Annotated in this window: 18 protein-coding genes; 9 read left to right on the top strand and 9 right to left on the bottom strand. The window is 62.0% G+C overall.

What is annotated here, in order from left to right; translation table 11 throughout:
• Positions 1-16: 16 nt before the first annotated feature.
• Complete coding sequence (locus BBJ66_RS14035) at positions 17-961, bottom strand: alpha/beta fold hydrolase (protein WP_071087731.1); 945 nt, start codon at positions 959-961, stop codon at positions 17-19.
• Between the two features lie 159 nt (positions 962-1,120).
• Between BBJ66_RS14035 and BBJ66_RS14030 the strand changes: the two genes are divergently transcribed.
• The 4 genes from BBJ66_RS14030 (at position 1,121) to metF (ending at position 5,700) form a co-directional block, all read left to right on the top strand.
• Positions 1,121-1,861: a ribonuclease T2 family protein gene (locus tag BBJ66_RS14030; RefSeq protein WP_071087730.1), complete on the top strand. Its 741-nt coding sequence runs from the start codon at positions 1,121-1,123 to the stop codon at positions 1,859-1,861.
• A 98-nt stretch (positions 1,862-1,959) separates the two neighbouring features.
• Positions 1,960-3,609, top strand: coding sequence for an energy-dependent translational throttle protein EttA (gene ettA, locus BBJ66_RS14025; protein ID WP_049733663.1), 1,650 nt, complete (start codon positions 1,960-1,962; stop codon positions 3,607-3,609).
• A gap of 161 nt (positions 3,610-3,770) precedes the next feature.
• Positions 3,771-4,796 carry an ArsR/SmtB family transcription factor gene (locus BBJ66_RS14020; RefSeq protein ID WP_049733662.1) on the top strand — a complete coding sequence of 342 codons (1,026 nt, stop codon included), beginning with the start codon at positions 3,771-3,773 and terminating at the stop codon, positions 4,794-4,796.
• Between the two features lies 1 nt (position 4,797).
• The gene (metF, locus tag BBJ66_RS14015; protein WP_049733661.1) at positions 4,798-5,700 is read left to right on the top strand and encodes a methylenetetrahydrofolate reductase [NAD(P)H]; all 903 of its coding nucleotides are present in this window, start codon (positions 4,798-4,800) and stop codon (positions 5,698-5,700) included.
• A 455-nt stretch (positions 5,701-6,155) separates the two neighbouring features.
• On the opposite strand, the gene BBJ66_RS14010 is transcribed toward metF, so the two are convergent.
• The 5 genes from BBJ66_RS14010 to BBJ66_RS13990 all read right to left on the bottom strand — a co-directional run bounded on the left by BBJ66_RS14010 (position 6,156) and on the right by BBJ66_RS13990 (position 11,331).
• The gene (locus tag BBJ66_RS14010; RefSeq protein WP_071088121.1) at positions 6,156-7,061 is read right to left on the bottom strand and encodes a DMT family transporter; all 906 of its coding nucleotides are present in this window, start codon (positions 7,059-7,061) and stop codon (positions 6,156-6,158) included.
• Positions 7,062-7,193: 132 nt separating this feature from the next.
• Positions 7,194-8,411, bottom strand: a complete 1,218-nt coding sequence (locus BBJ66_RS14005) for a lytic murein transglycosylase (protein WP_049733660.1) — start codon at positions 8,409-8,411, stop codon at positions 7,194-7,196.
• Between the two features lie 81 nt (positions 8,412-8,492).
• Entirely contained in the window at positions 8,493-9,290 is a 798-nt protein-coding gene (locus BBJ66_RS14000; RefSeq protein WP_049733659.1) for a glycoside hydrolase family 25 protein, read from the bottom strand.
• 125 nt (positions 9,291-9,415) lie between these two features.
• A complete protein-coding gene (locus BBJ66_RS13995; protein WP_054182675.1) occupies positions 9,416-10,090 on the bottom strand; it encodes a class I SAM-dependent methyltransferase in 675 nt (224 codons plus the stop codon).
• Complete coding sequence (locus BBJ66_RS13990) at positions 10,087-11,331, bottom strand: DUF3419 family protein (RefSeq protein ID WP_071087728.1); 1,245 nt, start codon at positions 11,329-11,331, stop codon at positions 10,087-10,089. Before BBJ66_RS13990 ends, BBJ66_RS13995 begins: the two co-directional genes overlap by 4 nt.
• A gap of 190 nt (positions 11,332-11,521) precedes the next feature.
• Between BBJ66_RS13990 and BBJ66_RS13985 the strand changes: the two genes are divergently transcribed.
• A complete protein-coding gene (locus BBJ66_RS13985) occupies positions 11,522-12,946 on the top strand; it encodes a serine hydrolase domain-containing protein (RefSeq protein ID WP_071087726.1) in 1,425 nt (474 codons plus the stop codon).
• A gap of 39 nt (positions 12,947-12,985) precedes the next feature.
• On the opposite strand, the gene BBJ66_RS13980 is transcribed toward BBJ66_RS13985, so the two are convergent.
• From BBJ66_RS13980 to BBJ66_RS13970, 3 genes are all read right to left on the bottom strand, one after another.
• Positions 12,986-13,918 (bottom strand): lytic transglycosylase domain-containing protein, encoded by a 933-nt coding sequence (locus tag BBJ66_RS13980; RefSeq protein ID WP_071087724.1) that lies wholly within the window; start codon positions 13,916-13,918, stop codon positions 12,986-12,988.
• A gap of 115 nt (positions 13,919-14,033) precedes the next feature.
• Entirely contained in the window at positions 14,034-14,669 is a 636-nt protein-coding gene (locus tag BBJ66_RS13975; RefSeq protein WP_049733654.1) for a LysE family translocator, read from the bottom strand.
• 57 nt (positions 14,670-14,726) lie between these two features.
• Complete coding sequence (locus BBJ66_RS13970; RefSeq protein WP_049733653.1) at positions 14,727-15,938, bottom strand: pyrophosphate--fructose-6-phosphate 1-phosphotransferase; 1,212 nt, start codon at positions 15,936-15,938, stop codon at positions 14,727-14,729.
• Between the two features lie 457 nt (positions 15,939-16,395).
• Here BBJ66_RS13970 and BBJ66_RS13965 point away from each other — a divergent pair, with 457 nt between their 5' ends.
• From BBJ66_RS13965 to BBJ66_RS13950, 4 genes are all read left to right on the top strand, one after another.
• Positions 16,396-17,103 (top strand): J domain-containing protein, encoded by a 708-nt coding sequence (locus BBJ66_RS13965; protein WP_049733652.1) that lies wholly within the window; start codon positions 16,396-16,398, stop codon positions 17,101-17,103.
• Positions 17,100-17,861, top strand: coding sequence for an N-acetylmuramoyl-L-alanine amidase (locus BBJ66_RS13960; protein WP_049733651.1), 762 nt, complete (start codon positions 17,100-17,102; stop codon positions 17,859-17,861). The genes BBJ66_RS13965 and BBJ66_RS13960 overlap by 4 nt, the downstream gene beginning before the upstream one ends.
• 261 nt (positions 17,862-18,122) lie before the next feature.
• Positions 18,123-18,650, top strand: a complete 528-nt coding sequence (locus BBJ66_RS13955; protein WP_054182679.1) for a lytic transglycosylase domain-containing protein — start codon at positions 18,123-18,125, stop codon at positions 18,648-18,650.
• A 137-nt stretch (positions 18,651-18,787) separates the two neighbouring features.
• Positions 18,788-19,975: an NAD(P)/FAD-dependent oxidoreductase gene (locus BBJ66_RS13950; protein ID WP_049733649.1), complete on the top strand. Its 1,188-nt coding sequence runs from the start codon at positions 18,788-18,790 to the stop codon at positions 19,973-19,975.
• The last annotated feature ends 8 nt before the right edge of the window (positions 19,976-19,983 follow it).

The following is a 19,983-nucleotide window of genomic DNA, read 5'->3' as shown; positions in this document are numbered from 1 at the left end:
ATGAAATCTCTCTGGCTCAGAATCTTGCCGTTTGCAATCTGGCGACGGCCTCGTCGCACCAGTCCGCGAAGGCGGCGGTTGCAGCATCCGCGCCGATCTCATTCAGCGTTTCGTGCCGCATGTCCTGATATATCTCAGTGCTGATACGAGAGAAACCGCTGGCTTTCAAATGGTTTGACAGCCAGAGCACGGCTTTTCCGCGCTCCGTCGCCGGGTCTTCTCCGCCGCCGACGAGGTGGATCGGCAGGTCGCGGGGCAGCCGATCCAGATGGAGCTTCTGCGGGGCGCGAAACGTCAGTTCGAAGAGGTCGAGCCAGAGCGAGACCGAGGCGTCGAAGCCGCAGAGCGGATCGGCGATATATTTGTCGACTTCATCGGGACGGCGCGACAGCCAGTCGAACTCGGTGCGGTGGGCGGGGATCGATTTCCCCCAGGCTGCGAAGGTGAGTTTCGGCAACAGGCCGCTCGGCACGTCGGAGCCCTTCAGCATGCGTTCGGCAAGCAGGATCGCCTGGGCGGCGCGGCCGGCAAGGCCGACGGCGAAATTCGAATTCCAGACGGCGACGGCGTCGAAATCGGAAGGCGCCGTGACCGCGGCATTGAGGGCGATCAGGCCCCCCATCGAATGGCCGAAGAGGATCACCGGCAGGCCGGGATGGCGCGAGAGCGCATGGGCGCGCATGGCAAGGACGTCGCCGATCACTTTTTCGACGCCGTCCCGCCGGGCGAAGCAGCCGATCGGCGCGTCGGGCGCCGTCGTCTCGCCGTGGCCGCGATGATCATGGGCGTAGACGTGATAACCGCGCGCCGCCATCGCCTCGGCAAAAGCGCGATAGCGTTTCGAATGTTCGGCGAGGCCGTGCGATATCAACAAGATGCCGCGTGCCGGGCCGGCGGCCTCGGCATGGTGATAGGCGAGCGACACCCCCGGCGCAGCGAGCCTCTGCGTTTCAGAAAACATCTGGATCCTCCCTGCCGCAACAGACCAGATCGTCGCCCAAAAGCAACATCGGTTCCTGACTTATCCGATAACAAATTGCGTTCCTGCTGCGATTCAGGGTTGCGGGCTTTTAATCTTCGTGCTTATTTGTTCCTGTATTGTTCTTTTTTGGGGGTTGAAATGAGCAGCATGCAGTTGCGTACCGCGGCGTTCGCCGTATCGATGGTTCTTGCCGGCGGCGCTTTCGCGCAGGAGGGCAGTGGGGCGACCCGCTTTATTCTTTCGGCAAGCTGGCAGCCGGCCTTTTGCCAGACAAACCAGAAGAAGGCCGAATGTGCGAGCCAGACCGGCGAGCGCCCCGACGCGACGAATTTTTCGTTGCATGGGCTCTGGCCGATGCGACAGAATTATTGCGGCGTGAGCGCCGAGCAAAAGGCCGCCGACAAGGATGGCAAGTGGAGCACATTGCCGGCGGTCACGCTGTCGGCCGAGACGCAGGCGGCGCTGGCAAAAGCGATGCCCGGCACGCAATCCGGCCTGGAACGGCATGAATGGGTCAAGCACGGCACCTGCACGAAAATGAGCGCCGAAGATTATTTCGGTGTCGGCATGCATCTGGTCGGCGCGCTCAACACTTCGGCGGTGCGCGATCTCTTCGCTGCCAATATCGGCAAGCCTGTCAAGGCCGAGGCGATCAAGGCGGCTTTCGACAAGAGTTTTGGGCCGGGTGCCGGCGACCGCGTCAAGATGAGCTGCCGACGGGTCGGCAATGTCAAGATGGTCAGCGGGTTGACGATCGGGCTTTCGGAGGCCGCCGGGGCGGCGTCGGCGAAAGGCACCGGGCTTGGCGATCTGATCCAGGGCGCGGGAAAAACGACGTTCGGCTGCGACGAGGGCGTCGTCGACGCTGCGGGCTTCTGACCGGAAATCCTGCGTAAACCGGGTTTCGGCGTTGCCCGCAGGCGCTGTTTCGCCTACATAGCGGCACGATCGAAGTTTCCCGCCCGGAGCAGCGCAGCATGGCACGTCAGTTCATCTATCATATGTCCGGCCTCAACAAGGCCTATGGCAACAAGAAGATCCTGGAGAACATCCACCTTTCCTTCTACCCGGATGCCAAGATCGGTATTCTCGGGCCGAACGGCGCCGGTAAATCCACTGTGCTGCGCATCATCGCCGGCCAGGACAAGGAGTATACCGGCGAAGCCTGGCTCGCCGAGGGTGCCACGGTCGGTTATCTCGAACAGGAGCCGCACATCGATCCCAACAAGACGGTGTTCGAAAACGTCATGGAAGGCGTTGCCAAGAAGACGGCGGTGCTCGAGCGCTATAATGAACTGATGATGAACTATTCCGACGAGACGGCGGAAGAGGGAGCCAAGCTTCAGGACATCATCGACAGCCAGAATCTCTGGGATCTGGAAAGCCAGGTCGAGATGGCGATGGAAGCGCTGCGCTGCCCGCCGCGCGACGCCGATGTCACCAGCCTTTCCGGTGGCGAGCGCCGCCGTATCGCGCTCTGCCGCCTGCTGCTTTCGCAGCCGGATCTGCTGCTGCTCGACGAACCGACCAACCATCTCGACGCCGAGACGATTGCCTGGCTCGAAAAGCATCTGCGCGACTATCCGGGCGCCGTGATGATGATCACCCACGATCGCTACTTCCTGGACAACGTCACCGGCTGGATCCTGGAACTCGACCGCGGCCGCGGCATTCCCTACGAAGGCAACTACTCCGCCTACCTGCTCGCCAAGGCCAAGCGCATGCAGCAGGAAAACCGGGAAGAGGCCGGCCGCCAGAAGGCGATCAGCCGCGAGCAGGAATGGATCGCCTCCAGCCCGAAGGCCCGTCAGGCCAAATCCAAGGCGCGTATCAAGTCCTACGAACAGCTGGTGGAGGCGGCCGAAAAACAGCGTCCCGGCGACGCCCAGATCATCATCCCGGTCAGCGAGCGGCTCGGCCAGGTGGTCATCGAGATGGAAGGCATCACCAAGGGCTTCGAAGGCCGCACGCTGATCAACGACCTGTCGATCAAGCTGCCGCCGGGCGGCATCGTCGGCATCATCGGCCCGAACGGCGCCGGTAAGACGACGCTGTTCCGCATGATCACCGGCCAGGAAAAGCCTGATGCAGGATCGGTCCGCATCGGCGAGACGGTCCATCTCGGTTATGTCGACCAGAGCCGCGATGCACTTGACGGCAGCAAGACCGTCTGGGAGGAAATCTCGGGCGGCGCCGAAGTCATCAAGCTCGGTAAGTTCGACATGAACTCCCGCGCCTATTGCGGCGCCTTCAACTTCAAGGGCGGCGATCAGCAGCAGAAGGTCGGCAACCTCTCGGGCGGCCAGCGCAACCGCGTTCACCTTGCCAAGATGCTGAAGGCCGGCGGCAACGTTCTGCTGCTCGACGAACCGACCAACGACCTCGATACGGAAACCCTGGGTGCGCTCGAAAGCGCGCTTGAGGCGTTTGCCGGATGCGCCATCATCATCAGCCACGATCGCATGTTCCTCGACCGCCTGGCGACGCACATCCTGGCTTTCGAAGGTGAAGGCCATGTCGAATGGTTCGAAGGCAACTTCGAGGATTATGAGCAGGACAAGGTCCGCCGCCTTGGTCCCGATGCCCTCAACCCGGGCAGCCAGGCCCATAAGCGCCTGACACGCTGATCGCCGCCGTTTTGCCGTCGAGAAGCCCCGGTTCTACCGGGGCTTTTTCACATTCTGTCCTGTCGCAATTTGAGCAGGCAATTTCGCTCGCGTGCGAATTGCCGCTTGTCACCGTCATCCAAATCACATAAAGATATCTTTATATCTTGATTGGATCGAAGATGAGCGAACCCTTGAAGCTTGGACTGGATGCGCTGGTGGACGTCATGAAGGCGGCCGGCGAGCCCACGCGCCTGCGTCTTCTGGCGCTTCTCGACGGCGGCGATCTGACGGTGACCGATCTTACCGAAATTCTCGGCCAATCCCAGCCCCGCATCTCCCGCCACCTGAAGCTGCTCGGCGAGGCCGAACTGATCGAACGCTACCAGGAAGGCGCCTGGGCCTATTTCCGCCTCAAGCAGGAGGGAAAGGCGGCCATGCTGGTGCGGGCCTTGCTGAAGCATGTCTCCGAGAACGATCCGACCGTGCTTCGCGACGGCGAGCGGCTGTCGCAGGTCAAGCGCCAGAGGGCCGAGCGGGCACAGGCCTATTTCAGCCGCAATGCGGCTGAGTGGGACGAGCTTCGCCGCCTGCATGCCGCCGACGAAGAGGTCGATGCCGCCGTCATTCGGTTGCTCGGCAGCCAGCCGATCGATTCGCTGCTCGATCTCGGCACCGGCACCGGCCGCATCCTCGAGCTTCTTTCCGGGCTTTACCGCCGGGCGATCGGTGTCGATGCCAGCCGCGACATGCTGAGCGTGGCGCGCGCCAATCTCGACAAGTCCCGCATCACCAAGGCCACCGTTCGTCACGCCGATATCCTGAACCTGCCGTTCGAGGCCCAGGATTTCGACCTGGTGACGATCCATCAGGTGCTGCATTTCTTCGATCAGCCGGAGATTGCGATCACGGAAGCGGCGCGCATGCTGCGGCCGGGCGGCCGGCTCGTGGTCATCGACCTTGCGCCGCACGCGCTCGAATATCTTCGCGACGAGCATGCGCATGTCCGTCTCGGCTTCTCGCACCAGGCGATATCCGACTGGCTGCACAGGGCCGGGCTCGACGTCGAGCAGGTCGTCGACCTTCATCCGGGTCAGCAAAGCGGGCAGGGGTTGACGGTCACCGTCTGGCTCGCGCGCGATCCGAGGCGCCTGATGGCTTCGCAACTAAGCGAAGGCGCCGAACCTACATTTGCCGGGAGAGTATGACATGGCTTTGAATAACGAGGCACGCGGCCGCAACATCGGGATTTCCTTCGAATTCTTCCCGCCGAAATCGGAGGAGATGGAAGGCCAGCTCTGGGAGACGGTCAGCAAGCTGCAGGACTGGGACCCGGATTTCGTCTCGGTGACCTATGGCGCCGGCGGCACCACCAAGGCCCCGACGCTAACTGCCGTCACGCGTTTCCTGTCGCAGACGCCGCTCGCCACCGCTTCGCACCTGACCTGCGTCGGTGCGACGAAGGAAGAGACGCACCAGATGATCGAGACGTTCCGCAAAGTCGGCGTCACGCATTTCGTGGCGCTGCGCGGCGATGCGCCCGGGGGCGCCGGCGCGCCCTACCAGCCGCATCCCGGCGGTTATGCCAATGCGGCCGAGCTGGTGGCCGGCCTCAAGGCGGTCGGCGACTTCGAGATTTCGGTTTCCGCCTATCCGGAAAAGCACCCGGAAAGCCGTGACACGGCTGCCGATATCGACATGCTGAAGCGCAAGGCCGATAACGGCGCCGACCGGGCGCTGACACAGTTCTTCTTCGACAACGACAATTTCGAGCGCTACCTGGAGAAGGTGCGCGCTGCCGGGGTCTCGATCCCCGTCGTGCCCGGTATCATGCCGATCCAGAACCTGACGCAGCTGAAGCGTTTCGCCGGCGCCTGCGGCACGATCATCCCGGCCTTTCTCGATGAGCGCTTCGCCGGCTTCGACGACAAGCCCGAGGAGCGGGCGAAGGTCGCAGCCGATGTCGCCGCCGAACAGATCGAGGATCTCGTCCGGCGCGGCATCCATGAGTTCCATCTCTACACTATGAACCGTGCGCCGCTGGTTTCCGCCGTGCTCGACAATCTCGGCTTTTCCCGCCGCGCGGCAAAAAGTGCGGGCGCCGCCGCCTGATCTATACGGTTGAAAAAGTGAAAAGCGCATGTCGGGCGGGACATGCGCTTTTTCATTGGCGGATTGATCAGGGGAGTTCAGGTACTACCAGTCATTCCGCTTTCGTCGGCCAGCTCAGATGAAGAGCATGGACAAGACGAAAGCAAACGCTGCACTGACCAACAGAACATTCAAGGATTGCGTGAGTCCCATGTCTGTCTCCTCGCGTTAACCGGCCAATAATATGTCTGAAATATGTCGGTTGGGAAGCGGATTCTATGCTGCGCTGCAGAAGGATGCGACGGATAAGTCGATAGGCCTCTCGGCAAGCCTTTGAAACTAATCGATTATATTCGATAATTTTTTGTTCACAGATTTTAACATGCCGTTAAATTCGGCGATGGCCGGTTTACCTATGCGCCGAAAACATGGCGAATGGCCAACTGGTTGAAAACACGTGGAATTCGCAACCGATATCAGGTGGTCTTCACCAGCAGGCGATAGGCGCGGCCGTCGAGAATGACGAGGCCGAAACCGATCAGCGCCATGCCGGCGAATTCGCCGGGTGTGAGCCTTTCGCCCAGGAAAAGCACGCCGAGAAGGATGGCGCTCGGCGGCACCAGCAGGGTGACGAGCGAGGCGTTGGTGGCGCCCGCCGCCGCCATGATCCGGAAATAGAGGATATAGCCGAAAGCGGTCGAGAGCAGCGCCAGCGCCAGGATGGCCAGCAGCGCATCGATCGGCGGCGCGGCCAGCGCCCAGGGGCGATCTGCGAGCAGCGACAGCGGCAGCGCGATCAGCGAGGAGGCGGTCAACTGGCCGGCAGCGGTGACCGGGGCCGGAACATTCTTGAATCGTTTGCCGTAGGTGGCGGCGAAACCATAGGAGATGGCGGCAAGCACCGGGAGAAGCAGCGCCCAGAGCGGTGCTTCGCCGCCGGCCGAGATGCCGGGGCCGATCAGCACGATCGTTCCGGCGAGACCGACGAGGCAGCCGGCAATCTTTGCCGACGACAGTTTCTCGTCCGAAGTGAGGTAATTGGCGATCAGCACGGTCCAGATCGGCGTCGTCGCATTCAGGATCGCCGCAAGGCCGGCGCCGATGCGGGTCTGCCCGAAGAAGATCAGCGCATGCGGCAGGGCATTGTTGATCAGCCCGAGGATCAGGAATTCGCGCCAGCGGGTTTTGAGGATCGAATAGAAATCGAAGCGGCCGGCGATATAGATATGCAGCGCCAGCGCTGCAAGCAGCAGCCTGAGGAAGACGAGGGTCAGCGGCGGCACGTGCTGGACGGCGATGCGGGCAAAGAAGAAGGAGGCGCCCCAGATCAGGCCGAGCAGCATCAGCAGGCCCCAGGTCCAGGCATTCATTCTGCTGTCCACGCCGGGTTCCTCCACCACAAGCCGCTCAGTTGCCAAAACAGGCACCGGCTTTCCGAGCTGATGCTTAGCGCAGACGGCGAACCGCGCCACCCGTTTCTTGCGAAGCGGGTGACGGTAAGGTGTCGGCGGCGATCAGAGAGCGTTGAGAAGGGCAGGCGTCGCCCAGCCGTCGGCCGGCATGCCGAGGCGCTGCTGCTCTTTCTGGATCGCGACACGCGTGCCGGAGCCGAGGATGCCGTCGATCTCGCCGACATCATGGCCGAGCGACTGCAGCTTGGTCTGCAGCGTCTTCATCTGGTCGTTGGCGAGCCCCTGCTCCGGCACGCCCTTGAGATAGGTCGGGGCGCCGGAAAGCCGCGTCCCGAAATAAGCGGCCGAAGTCGTGTAGATGAACGACTTGTTCCATTCGAGATAGATCTTGAAATTCGGGTAGGCGATGAAGGCCGGTCCCATCCGGCCCTGCGGCAGAACCAGGTCGCCTTCGAGGTTGCCGAAGGCGGTATTGTCATCGCGTGGCTTGACGCCGAGGGCGAACCAGTCGCCCGCCTTCATCGTGCCGCCAAGGCCGGATTTCTCCCAGGGCAGGTTATCGGGCAGGGTGACTTCCTGCAGCCATGGTTGGCCGCGCTCGAAGCCGAGATGCTGGATGAATTTCGCCGCCGTCAGGATGGCGTCCGGGCCGCTCTGCTTCAGGCGGACATGGCCGTCGCCGTCGCCGTCCATGCCATAGGCGATGATGTCGCGCGGCAGCATCTGCACCTGGCCGATCTCGCCGGCCCAGGCGCCGGTATTGGTGGCGGGGTCGAGATCGCCGTGCTGGACCATCTCGATGAGGGCGATCAGCTGCGGGCGGAACAGTTCCGGACGGCGGCAGTCATGCGACAGCGTCACCAGGGCGTTGCGGGTGTTGAAATCGCCTTGGACGGCGCCGAAATCGGTTTCCATCGCCCAGAAGGCGGTGATGACGCCGGCGGGAACGCCGAATTCCTGCTCGGCGCGGGCAAAGACATCGGCATATTGCTTCATCTTCTGGCGGCCGATATCGAGGCGGGCCTGGCTGACGGTGCGCTGGGAGAATTCGAGGAAGGTCTGCTTGAAGACGCCCTGGGCCCGATCCCGGCTCAGAACCTTGGGGTCGATCTCGGCGCCGGCAAGGGCGGCGTCGGCGGCTGCCGCACTTGCGCCGGCGGCAACTGCATCCTTCTTGACGCCTTCGAGGAAGGCGGAGAGATCGCCGCCGCAGGGCGCGGCCGGGGCTGCGTCCGGCGCCTGCTGGGCGGCCGCGCCGCCGGCGATGGCGAGGGCAAACAGAAGGGCGAGTGCAGAGCGGCTTGCGAGCGAGCGGTGCATGGATGCGGTCCTTATATCAAACAGATTGCCGTCGCTTTCACAGAGGAATGTGACGGAAGCAAGAAACATCATAAGACGTTACTAAGAATTTCTATCCTTGGAAACGGCGGCGACCCAATTGTTCCAGTTCTTTGCGCTGCCGGCAAAGACATTGATATCGGTGGGGCCGCTGATGCCGGGAATGACGCCGGTCGAGGTATATTGCCAGAAGGCCCAGCGGCGGTCGGAATAGGTGACCTCGGGATGTTTTGCCACCGAACGCACCCAGAAATGATAATCCTGGAAGTAGCCGGCGAGATTGTCGCGGTGAAAATCGACCGAGGTGTAGATGATCGGGCGCTTGCCGTAATAGGCCTCCAGCCGGTCCATGAAACGCTGCATTTCGGCGCGCACGGTTTCCGGATCGGGACGATAGCGGCAGGTCTTCGATTCGGCGTTCCATTCGACGTCGAGCACCGGCGGCAGGCGCATGGCCTCCTTCGGCACGTTGCGGATGAACCAGTCGGCCTGCTGATCGGCCGATGAACAGAAATAATAGAAATGATAGGGCGCGTGCGGGATGCCGGCGGCGCGGGCCTCGCGCCAGTATTCGTCGAAGCGCGGATCGACCCTGTCCTTGCCTTCCGTCGCCTTAATGAAGGCGAAGGCGACGCCGGAATTTTTCACCGTCGCCCAGTCGATATCGCCCTGCCATTTGGAGATATCGATGCCGTGGACCGCGTTCTGCTGCGGATGCTTCGGGCCGAAATCCTGCGGATCGGTGTCCTTGAAGCGCGTCTTCGGCTTGATCGATGCCGTTTCGAGATAGTCGTGGCCCGAAGAGGAGCAGCCTGCCAGGAGAATGGCCAGAGGCAGAACGCAAAACAAAAGCCGGCGCATGGGTATCCCGTCGTGAACCGAATGATCTTTTTGCCCCACAGCCTGACCTTCGAAAAAGACGAGTCGGCAGAGGATAACCCTCTTTTCATCATATCAACGTAAAAAATCGGTTAGTTTCAAGCGAATTATGAGCGCTTGCTGATAATGGCCGCCCGCCAGGCATAACCGCCGCCGACGGTATCGAATAACAATCTCGCGTTGTTTTCATGGGCTTGCGCTTCCAGGACCTCGCGCAGATCGGAGCGCGGAGTGACGTGGAATTTTGCGAGCCATGACTGCAGCATGCGGCGGAACCAGCCCGGCAGGCCTTCCTGCTGGCCGAAATCGACGATGTGCAGTTGGCCGCCGGGGTTGAGTGCGGCGATCGACGCATCGACGGCGCGCTCCCAGTCCGGGATCATCGACAGGGCATAGGAGATCAGGATACGGTCGAAGCCGCTGACGCCGAATTCGCGCGGCGTGAAGGCGGTGGCGTCGGCGACGCGGAATTCCGGGATCGTCGCCTTGGTGGCGAAGGTCCTGCGCGCCGAAATCAGCATTTCCTGGGAAATGTCGAGGCCGAACAGCTTGGCCGTCGGGAAATGCCGATGGGCAAAGGCCATGTTGCGGCCGGTGCCGCAGCCGACTTCGAGCAAGGTGCCGCCCTCGGGCACGTCGAGATTGCGGATCGTGCTGTCGCGGCCGAGAAGGTAATATTTGCGCGTCAGATCGTAGATATGGCGCTGGTACCGGTACATGCCATCCATCAGGCTGGCATGCTCGCCGCTCTTTCCTGCCGTCTCGGTGCCGACCTTGCTCACGCCTTCTTCCCGTAAATGTGGAAGCCGCCGTAGATCGCCGAGCGATCAAGCGCCGTCAGCTCGCGCGACTTCTCCTCGAAGTAATCCCACTGGTCGCGGATCGAGGGAGACAGACGGCCTTCGATGATGCTCTTTTCGGCGGCGGTGCGGAAGATCACCCGGGCGCCTTCGCGCGCCGTGCGGGTGATTTCCCGCCAGACGTCGTTCAGTTGCTCATCCGTCATCCAGTCCTGCGCGTCGAGCAGGATGTAGCGGTCGCGCGAGGCGGCCGGCTCGCGGGCCAGAAGCTCGGTGAAGCTTGCATGGTGGACGTTGACGCGGTCGACATTGGCGCGGATCACCTCGTAGTGCTCCGACTTCAGATAGGTCGGCAGTGGGCCTTCCTCTTCAGTGCCGTAGCGGCGGCCGAAGGCCTGCCAGGCGAAATAATTGTCGCGCATCGGGAAATGACAGGCGAGCTTTTCCAGGCGGTGCTTCAGCACCGGTGCGATCGAATGATCGGCTGCAAGGCTTGCGAGCTCGTCATATTGCTGCGGCGGAATGCCGAGGCCGAAGAGCGAGCTCTTGCGGCCGGTGATCCAGCGCACCACCGGCTTTTCGAACAGCGGCGCGATCTGCTCTTCGAAGAACTGGCGCTGCTCGCGGATCGAGCGGGTCTTGGTCATCTCGCGCAGCTTGACGCCATGCAGGCGGGCAAGAAGATGGGCCGCGCCGATGAAACGGCCGAGCAGACCGGTTTCGTAGATGTTGCGGTCGAAGACGGTGACGCGGCGACGGCCGAACTTGCGGCCGTTCCAATAGCTGCGCGTCGCCTCGTCGAGCTTGGCGGCGAGATGCCGGTCGTAGGCGCGGCTGTTCGACTTCTCGTTCGGCATCGCCAGGAAGCGGACGAGATCGGCATGATCCGGCAGATACTTGAAGGCGGAAAGCTTGAGACGGTTCAGCGCGATATGGTGCGGGTTGAGATCGACGACGTCGATCGAGGCCGGCGCCTTGGAGAGATAGGCGAGCATGTTGCAGCCGCCGGAGCCGATGGTGACGATGCGGTGGTTCGGCTTCAGTTCCATCGCCTGCATGTCGAGATCCGGATCCTCCCAGATCTGCGGATAGACGAGGCCGGAGAACAGAAGGCCGAAGAGACGCTCGGAAAAACCGTCCTTCGAAAAAGCCTTGTGGCGGAGAAGGGCGTCCTTGAGTTTCCGGTTCTTGCGGAAGCCGGCATCCGGTGCAAATTCTGACATGAGTCTGTCACCTTTTTAGCGTTCAGGGCGTTTAGCGCGCCACTGCTACAGTTTGATGACGTGGGCTGTGGGGCGCCGTTCGCCGGGAGGATCGCCTCCTGGTAAAGTGATCGCGAGGGCAGCTCTTCTTGGCTGCGGCCTCTTTCCGGCGCGTGCGATTCCTGCTTCTCTCCCGGCATGGAGGAATGCCATGCGATTTGTCCTGCGTATCCTGAAGGCGCTTGCTCTCCTTGTCGTGCTCGTCGTCATCGCCGTCGCCGGCTGGCTCTTCGTCCAGCCGCCGGAACTGCTGCGTGTCGGCGACGGCTATGCCGCCAAGATCGTCTGCTCCAACGTCTTCATATCAGGCCGGGAGGCCGAGGAGGTGCTCGAAGACGATGTCCAGGCGCCCGGAAATCCGCTGCTCCGGCTGATGCGCGTCAGCGTCGACCGCGACAGCGATCGCGTGACGGCGCGCTTCATGGGGCTGTTTGCGCCGAGTTATGCTCTCTATCGCGGCGCTTTCGGCTGCACGAGCGTGCCGGACGGCAATTTCGAAGCGGCGGCGAATGCAGTGCCTTTCGATGCGCCTGGTAAGGCGGAGGTGAACGAGGCGCTGTGGCCGGAGGGTGACAGTGCCGGCGATCTGCCGGACGGGAAGATCGCTGCGCTACTGGCCGATGAGAGAGTTGCCGGCCCGGCCATGCGGGCGATCGTCGTGGTGCGCAATGGCCGCATCGTCACTGAGGCCTATGGTCCCGGCTTCTCGACGAAGACGCCGCTGATCGGCTGGTCGATGACGAAGACGGTGAATGCTGCGATTGTCGGCCGGCTGATGCTCGACGGCAAGATCTCCTTCGACGATGACAATCTGCTGGCGCAATGGAAGAACGACGGGCGCGCCAGGATCAAAGTCTCCGACCTGCTTGGCATGGAGAGCGGCCTTGCCTTCAACGAGGATTATGGCGCTGTCGCCGATGTGACGCGCATGCTCTATCTCGATCCCGATATGGTATCGCTGCCGGCCAACGCGCCGATGGAGGCGGAGCCGGGCAAACGGTTCCGCTATTCGAGCGGCACGGCGGTGCTCTTGTCACGCATCTGGATGGACAGGGTCGGCAATGCCCAGACGGCCTTTTCCTATCCTGACGACGCGCTGTTTTCGCCGCTCGGCATGACGAGCGCCGTCTTCGAGCTCGATGCGCGCGGCACGTTTGCCGGAAGCTCCTATCTCTATGCAACAGCGCATGACTGGGCGCGCTTCGGGCAGTTCCTGCTGCAGGACGGCGTCTGGAACGGCCAGCGGCTGCTGCCGGAGGGTTTCGTCGGCGCCATGCGCACCCCGACGACGGCGTCGAACGGCCGCTATACGCAGGGCCAGGCCTGGCTTGCGCCCGGCGGTTCAAATGCAAAATTCGGGCTGCCGGAGGATACGTTCTGGCTGACGGGGCATGACGGGCAGAGCATGGCGATTGTACCGTCCGCCGATCTGGTCGTAATCCGGCTCGGCCTGACGCCGAGCTGGCTCGGCTATCAGCCGCAGACGCTTCTCAAGGCGGTCCTGGCGGCCTTGCCACAAGCGGGATCGCCGCAACAGCAGGCCGGGTCGCCACGGCAGAGCCAGCCGCAGCCATAGGCTCGTGATGCCGTTCGTCCATTATCGGTCTTGGTTGTATCAGTAATTGCCCTGGGCGATGTCGGTCATGCCCTTGCGCTTGGCGTCGTAATAATAGCCGCGCGCATAGAGGCGCACGGCATCGTCTTCCTTGCTGTCGGAAACGAGCCAGGCGCCGCGCAGATATTTCGCGGCGTATTTGATGTTGGTCTCGGCATCGAAGAGACCGCCCGGGGCGCCGTCATACCCCATGGATTTGGCCGTGTTGTACTTGATCTGCATGAGGCCGAAATAGCCGCGCTTGTTGTAGGCCTTGGCGTTGTAGCGGCTCTCGCGATGGACGATGCGGTGGAGCAGCGTCTCGGGAATTTCGTAGAGCTTCGAATATTTCTGAATGAGCTTGGTGACGAAGCTTTTTTCGACGGTCGGCGCATCGTCCTTGTCGTCGTCGCTGAACATCGGCGGCGCCGTCGGCGGATCGATCGGCCCGGATTCATCGAAACCGTAATCCATGCTGGCACGCGGCGTCGTATCGACTGCGGCAAGTGCCGCAAGCGCGCCGTTCTGCGGTGTCGCGGCAAAGGCAAGCTGGGTCGCCGGCTGTGCCGGGGCTCCCGGACGCGGCGTCGGCACCACGGACTGGATCGCCGTCATCTCGGGTGTCAGCGGGATTTGCGCATAGGCCGCCGGCTGCATGGTGAGATCGGTAGGCTGAGATGCTGTCACGGTCGGCATCGCCGTCGCGGTCAGGGCCGGGGATGCCTGGGGAAGAATGGCGCCGGCGACCGCCTGACCGGCCGTGCCTTCGGCTGTCGGGATTGCGGCAAGCGTGGCGTCTTCACCGGGTTTCGGCATCGGCACCACGGTCTGGGCAGCGGTCAGTTCGGCCTGGGAGGTGTATTCGACGCTCGCGCACCCGGTCATCACGCCGCAGCAGAGCACCGTAGAAACGACAAGACTGCGTTTCAGCCCGGACAATCCGATCGCTACCATTCCGTCACTTTCGTGAAATCGCGCCGCCCCGGCAGCGTTATAAAAGTTACTAAAAAGCTTAAATCCGACGACCCCATTAACCTATTCGTGGCATTCCGGCAACCACGGATTATTTCTAAGCTGCAATACGGCGATACCCCGCGGTTACGGCGCCTGCGGCGATCAATAGGGTGCCGCCGGTGCGGTTTACAGCGCGCTGGACGCTCGCCTTGCGAATCAGTCCGCGCGCGGTATGGGCGAGAAATGCGTAAGTCGAAGCGTTGAGGATCGCCAGTACGAGGAAGGTCGCTTCCATGATCGCCATCTGGCCGACGAAGGGCAGGGCCGGGTTGAGGAACTGCGGCACGAAGGCGACGAAGAAGATGATGCTCTTCGGATTGAGGGCGGTGACGACATAGGCGTGGAGGAAGATCTTGAGCGATTTCTCCTCCGGCAGGTTGTCGTTGTCGGCGACCGGTTCGCCGATGACAGGAGCCCGCCAGAGCTTGATTCCCAGCCAGATCAGGTAGGCGCCGCCGATCCACTTCAGGACCGTGAAAAGGGTGGCGGAGGCGGCGAGGACGGCGCCGAGACCGAAGAGAGACGCCGTCATCGCGGTGAAGTCACCAAGCGCCACGCCGCTCACCGTCGCAAACGCAGTCCTGCGTCCATGACCGAGCGCATAGGAGACAACGAGCAGTATCGTTGGTCCCGGTATGGCCAGCATGATGGCGGATGCGGCCGCAAAAGCGAGCCAAGCTTCGAATGACATGGTGTCTCCTCCTATTCCTCAGGAACAAGCAAAGACATCATATTAACCATCCGTCAATCACGCTTCTTTGTATTTCTGGCCTATATTGTCCATGACTTCGGCAAACCATGCCGTCGACAGGTCAAAAGCCTTGCCGCCCTTGATGCGCGGGAATTCTATAGTGCGCAATTTACCGTTTTGCGCTTCATCGTGGCCGGTGACGCCGGAGACTTTGTTGAGCGCGCTTTCGACGGCGAGATCGACCATGCTCTGGATCAGCCGGAGGTCGTCGCCGTTGGCCGGCGCCGAGCGGGCGAAGTAGCCCGATTTCTGCACGAGCGAACGTTCGGCGTTCAACAGGCTGGCGAACTGCTTCTGGAACCAGGCGCCGACATTGATCGTGTCGATCTTCACATGGCCGAAGGCGTCGCGCTTGACCGTCTCTCCGGCGGCTTCGCGCTCCGCGACGATGGCGTCGAGGCAGGCGCCTTCGGAGACGAAGACCGTGGCGTGGCCGTTGCGGTCCATGCTTTCCTTCAGGCGGGCGGCCTCGGCGTCGAGGTCGAAAGCCATCTCAGGCAGATAGACGGCGTCGATGCTCTTCAGATGCGCGTCCATCATCAGGCCGTCGACATACTGGTTGCGGCTGGTGCGCTGGAGATAGGCGCGGGCGGTGGCGGCCGTCAGCCAGCCGCAATGGCGGCCCATGACCTCGTGGATGACGAGGGTGCGGGGGGCGGCCGTCTGTTCGTTGCCGACATTGTCGAAGAAATGCGCGCCGACTTCGGCCGCCGTCCAGGCGCCGAGCGACTGGCGGATCGGCACCACGTCGTTGTCAACAGTCTTCGGCAGGCCGACGACGGTCAGATTGTAACCGTTGGCGGCGAGATAGGCGGCAAGATCGGCGGCCGTGGTGTTGGTGTCGTCGCCGCCGATCGTGTGGAGAATGGTGATACCGTCATTGGCGAGACGTTCGGCGGCCACCCGCAGCGGGTTATCGCCTTCCTTAACCAGGCCGCGCTTGACGCAATCGGCGGCATTGGTGAGCTTGACGCGGCTGTTGCCGATCGGCGAGCCGCCATAACGATGCAGCAGCGGCGCCTTTTCGCGCATCTCGCGGGTGATCTCGATGCTGTCGCCGAGCAATACGCCCTGATAGCCGGACTTGTAGGCGACGATATCGATGTCGGGAGCAATGTCGCTGTAGCGTTCGATGAGGCCGCCGACGGCGGAGGAAAGACAGGGGGCCAGGCCTCCGGCGGTCAGCATTGCGACTTTCTGCTTGGCCATGATCCCTCCTATGGCGTTTCGGTGCGGCGGCGTCAGCTATCGGCGTTGCACTGAATTCGATTCAAGCGACGCGCTTACCTCATTGTTTTCACGCATGTCGTCATCCCGGACCCGCTGCACATTTCCAGGCGACATGCATGAGCGCATGGATGCGGCAGGGAAAGGAGCCTGTAAAGTAAAGAATTTACGAAAACGCGCCTTTCTGCGGCGTGGCGACCAGAAGAGCTGATATAATCGTTTCAAGCCCGTTCTGGCTGTCGAGAACTCTTGTGGAAATTACCGGCGAGCGCGCTCCGAAGCGCAGGCGCCCGGCGCAGGAGGACGCTTTGCTGCGGTGCGACAATTACCAAATCGTGAAAACTGTGTTCGGCCCTACGACCAATAGTCGCCTTGCAAAGGCTACGATTCTTTGGTCAAGCTGTTTGTATATAAGTTGACAAGCGTGCGAGAGATTTCGATGTCCTTCTGGGAAAAACTGTTGAATGCCATTGGCAATACCGCGGGCAATGCGCTGTCTGCGGTGGTCGAGGCTATCCGAACGGTTTTCGAAGGCGATCCCGAGACCCGGCGCAAGGTGGCTTTCTCCGTGGCGATCATCGCGCTGTCGGCCAAGATGGCCAAGGCCGACGGCATCGTCAGCGAGAAGGAGGTCGACGCCTTCCGCGAAATCTTCGAATTTCCGCAGGATCAGGCGAAGAACGTCGCCAGGCTTTACAACCTCGCACGTCAGGACGTGGCCGGCTACGAAGCCTATGCCGAAAGGCTTTCGACGCTCTGCGTGACCTGTGCGGCCAATTGCACGGTGCTGGAAGACGTGCTCGACGGTCTCTTCCATATCGCCAAGGCCGATGGGCTGATCCACGAGAAAGAACTGAATTTCCTCAGCCATATCGGCGAGATCTTCCAGATGAGCGAGACGCGCTTCGAGCAGATCGCCGCCCGTCACGTCTCCACAGGCGGCGATCCCTACAAGGTGCTCGGTGTGTTGCCCTCGGACGATTTCCCGACCATCCGCCGCCGCTATCACGGCCTCGTCAGCGAACATCACCCCGACCGGCTGATCTCGCGCGGCGTGCCGAAGGAGTTCCACGTCATCGCCAATGAGCGCATGGCGGCGCTGAACGCGGCCTATGCGGCGATCGAGAAGGAACGCCGCGCCGCATGACCTCTTTCGAGGCCGACTGCGGGAGCGCCCGCGTGCAGCCTTCGCCGAACCATGGCGAGCGCGCGGGCGGGCGCCGTCCTGACATGATCCTGCTGCACTATACCGGCATGCCGACGGCGGATGGCGCGCTCGACTGGCTCTGTCGCGCCGAGAGCCAGGTTTCCAGCCATTATTTCGTGCATGAGAACGGCGAGGTGGTGCAGCTGGTGCCGGAGGTGCGGCGGGCCTGGCACGCGGGAAAGAGCAGCTGGCACGGCGAGACGGATATCAATTCGCTGTCGATCGGCATCGAGATCGCCAATGCCGGCCATCCCGGCGGGCTTCCCGATTACCCAAAAGAGCAGATCGCCGCGGTGATCGAATTGTGTCGCGACTGTGTCAAACGTTGGTCGATCACGCCGGAGCGGGTCCTTGGGCACTCCGATGTCGCTCCGATTCGCAAGGTCGATCCGGGTGAGAAATTCCCCTGGGCCGAACTCTACAGGGCGGGCATCGGGCACTGGGTCGAGCCGGCAACGATCACCGGCGGGCGCTTCTTCCAGCGGGGTGATGCCGGCCAGCCTGTCGAGGCACTGCAGTCGATGCTGTCTCTCTATGGTTACGGCACTGAAATCACAGGGCAATTTTCCGAAAAGACGGCAGGTGACGTGGAGGCTTTCCAGCGTCATTTCCGGCCCGAACGGGTGGACGGCATCGCCGATTTCTCGACGATCGACACGCTGCACCGGCTTCTATCGGCGCTGCCGCGTTATTCCTGAGCGGAAGAGCCCCGACATCAGGTGGTTTTCTCGCGGCCGTCGAGAAAACTACCTCGCCACATCATTTCCCTATTATCTCCTCATTGCGATGGTCTAAGAACGCCCGCTGAACAGCGCTCACGGCTTTTTAAAGTGTAACCACGGGCGCCAAATGAAACGATAAGAATTGCTGCGGAACACGATCAGTTCTTGATCGCGTATGACCGGATGACGGCGAGGCGCGCAGTCCTGCAATTCTATGGGTCGGAGTGATTAGACTACATGAAGAATATGATTGTTGGTGCTGCGGCATGCGTTGGTATGCTGCTGGCGGGAAATAGTTTTGCCTTGGCTGGTGATGACTGGGGTGCCAGGGCCGAAACCATCCCGCTGAAAACCGTCGATCGCCAGAGCGGCTATGCCATGCCCGATTTTTCCGCCAGCGTTCCCTATGCCGCGCTGATCAATAAATATGCTGCCGAATACGACGTACCGGTGGCGCTCGCTCAGGCCGTCGTGCGTGTCGAGAGCAATTTCAATCCGAAGGCACGCGGCAGTGCCGGCGAAATCGGCCTGATGCAGATCAAGCCCGCGACGGCGCGGATGATGGGGTATTCCGGCACGAAGAAGGGCCTGTTCGATCCGGAAACCAACATCAAATACGGGATGAAATATCTGGCAGCCGCCCATCAGCTCGGCGGCGGGCAGACCTGCAACACCATCCTGAAATACAATGCCGGCCATGCCGCCACGCGCATGAACCCGGTGTCGAAGACCTATTGCGGCAAGGTCCTGGCGATGCTCGACTGAGCTTCGCCAGACGCGTCGGGCGAAAATTCTCCCGGCATTTTTGCGATATGAATCAGGACGCTTGCCGTGATATCCCCACCTGAATCGAGGTGAGCCACCTCGAGACGAGGTTAGGCCACCTCGATGCGAGGTTAGGTATGGCAATCGATTTCAGGTTCATCATCATCGGGCGCGGCATGATGGGGGCAGCTGCTGCACGGCATCTCGCCTCGATGGCCGACGGCATCGCGCTGATCGGCCCGCGCGAGCCGGAGCAACGCAAGGCCCATCACGGGATATTCGCCAGCCATTACGACGAGGCGCGCATCACCCGCACTTTCGACGGCAATCTGGCCTGGGGAAGTTTCGCCGCCCGTGCGCTCGACCGCTACCGCGAAATCGAGGCAAGGAGCGGCATTTCCTTCTATTCGGAGGTCGGCTGCCTGTTTGCCGGTCCGACGCCAAGGGATGAGCAGGACTATATCAACCGGGCGCTAACCGTCAGCCGGACGCTCTGCAGCAATATCGAGACCATCGCGCCGTCGGACCTTGGCCAACGTTTTCCCTATCTTGCCGCCGATCCAGATTTCACCGGATATTTCGAGCGCAAGCGCGCCGGGCACATCAACCCGCGGGCGCTGGTGCGGGCGCAGGCGAGGCTTGCCGAACAGGGTGGCGTCTCGCTGATCGAAGCAGTCGCCACATCCGTGCGCGACGCCGGTTCCCATGTCGAAGTGACGGCCGGTGGCAGAAGCTACAGTGCCGAGCGCGTGCTGGTCGCTGCCGGCGGTTTCAGCAATTTCAATGCCCTGCTGCCGCGTCCCGTCGATACCAGGGTGATGGCGCGCACGGTCGTCTTCTACGAGATCGGCGCGCGCGAGATGGCGATCTTCGGCGATATGCCGTCGACGATCGTGCTCGGCGACCGGGAGGAGGATCACATCTATATCCTGCCGCCGGTGCGTTATCCCGACGGCAAGACCTATCTGAAACTCGGCGGCGACACCGAGATGCTGTCTTTCAGAGCGCTGGAGGATGTCGGCGCGTGGTTCCGTTCCGATGGCTGCGTGGCCGAGCGCGAGCATCTCGCGCGCGTCGCCCTCAAGTTGATGCCAGCGCTTGCCGGCTGCCCGGTCACCTCGGGGCCTTGCGTGGCAAATTTCACGCCGACCGGTTATCCCTACGCCGGATTTACCCAGTCGCCGCGCATCGCGGTGCTTACCGGCGGCAATTTCGTCGCGGCCAAATCTTCCGACGAACTCGGGCGATTGGGCGCCGTGCTTCTGGCCGAAGGGGCGCTCGGCGACAAGGATTTCGGCGGCGAGCTGACGCCGGTCTTTGCCTGAAAGGGAGC

The organism is Rhizobium sp. RSm-3 (genome assembly GCF_001854685.1).
GTDB classification, from domain to species: domain Bacteria; phylum Pseudomonadota; class Alphaproteobacteria; order Rhizobiales; family Rhizobiaceae; genus Rhizobium; species Rhizobium ecuadorense.
This window is presented reverse-complemented; position numbering and strand designations above follow the sequence as displayed.

Coding starts and splice junctions, on each gene's coding strand:
- BBJ66_RS13975 (WP_049733654.1), bottom strand. CDS start 14,669: ATGTCATTCGAAGCTTGGCTCGCTTTTGCGGCCGCATCCGCCATCATG.
- BBJ66_RS13960 (WP_049733651.1), top strand. CDS start 17,100: ATGACCTCTTTCGAGGCCGACTGCGGGAGCGCCCGCGTGCAGCCTTCG.
- ettA (WP_049733663.1), top strand. CDS start 1,960: ATGGCACGTCAGTTCATCTATCATATGTCCGGCCTCAACAAGGCCTAT.
- BBJ66_RS13985 (WP_071087726.1), top strand. CDS start 11,522: ATGCGATTTGTCCTGCGTATCCTGAAGGCGCTTGCTCTCCTTGTCGTG.
- BBJ66_RS14000 (WP_049733659.1), bottom strand. CDS start 9,290: ATGCGCCGGCTTTTGTTTTGCGTTCTGCCTCTGGCCATTCTCCTGGCA.
- BBJ66_RS13955 (WP_054182679.1), top strand. CDS start 18,123: ATGAAGAATATGATTGTTGGTGCTGCGGCATGCGTTGGTATGCTGCTG.
- metF (WP_049733661.1), top strand. CDS start 4,798: ATGGCTTTGAATAACGAGGCACGCGGCCGCAACATCGGGATTTCCTTC.
- BBJ66_RS13965 (WP_049733652.1), top strand. CDS start 16,396: ATGTCCTTCTGGGAAAAACTGTTGAATGCCATTGGCAATACCGCGGGC.
- BBJ66_RS13950 (WP_049733649.1), top strand. CDS start 18,788: ATGGCAATCGATTTCAGGTTCATCATCATCGGGCGCGGCATGATGGGG.
- BBJ66_RS14035 (WP_071087731.1), bottom strand. CDS start 961: ATGTTTTCTGAAACGCAGAGGCTCGCTGCGCCGGGGGTGTCGCTCGCC.
- BBJ66_RS13980 (WP_071087724.1), bottom strand. CDS start 13,918: ATGGTAGCGATCGGATTGTCCGGGCTGAAACGCAGTCTTGTCGTTTCT.
- BBJ66_RS13970 (WP_049733653.1), bottom strand. CDS start 15,938: ATGGCCAAGCAGAAAGTCGCAATGCTGACCGCCGGAGGCCTGGCCCCC.
- BBJ66_RS14020 (WP_049733662.1), top strand. CDS start 3,771: ATGAGCGAACCCTTGAAGCTTGGACTGGATGCGCTGGTGGACGTCATG.
- BBJ66_RS14030 (WP_071087730.1), top strand. CDS start 1,121: ATGAGCAGCATGCAGTTGCGTACCGCGGCGTTCGCCGTATCGATGGTT.
- BBJ66_RS13990 (WP_071087728.1), bottom strand. CDS start 11,331: ATGTCAGAATTTGCACCGGATGCCGGCTTCCGCAAGAACCGGAAACTC.
- BBJ66_RS14005 (WP_049733660.1), bottom strand. CDS start 8,411: ATGCACCGCTCGCTCGCAAGCCGCTCTGCACTCGCCCTTCTGTTTGCC.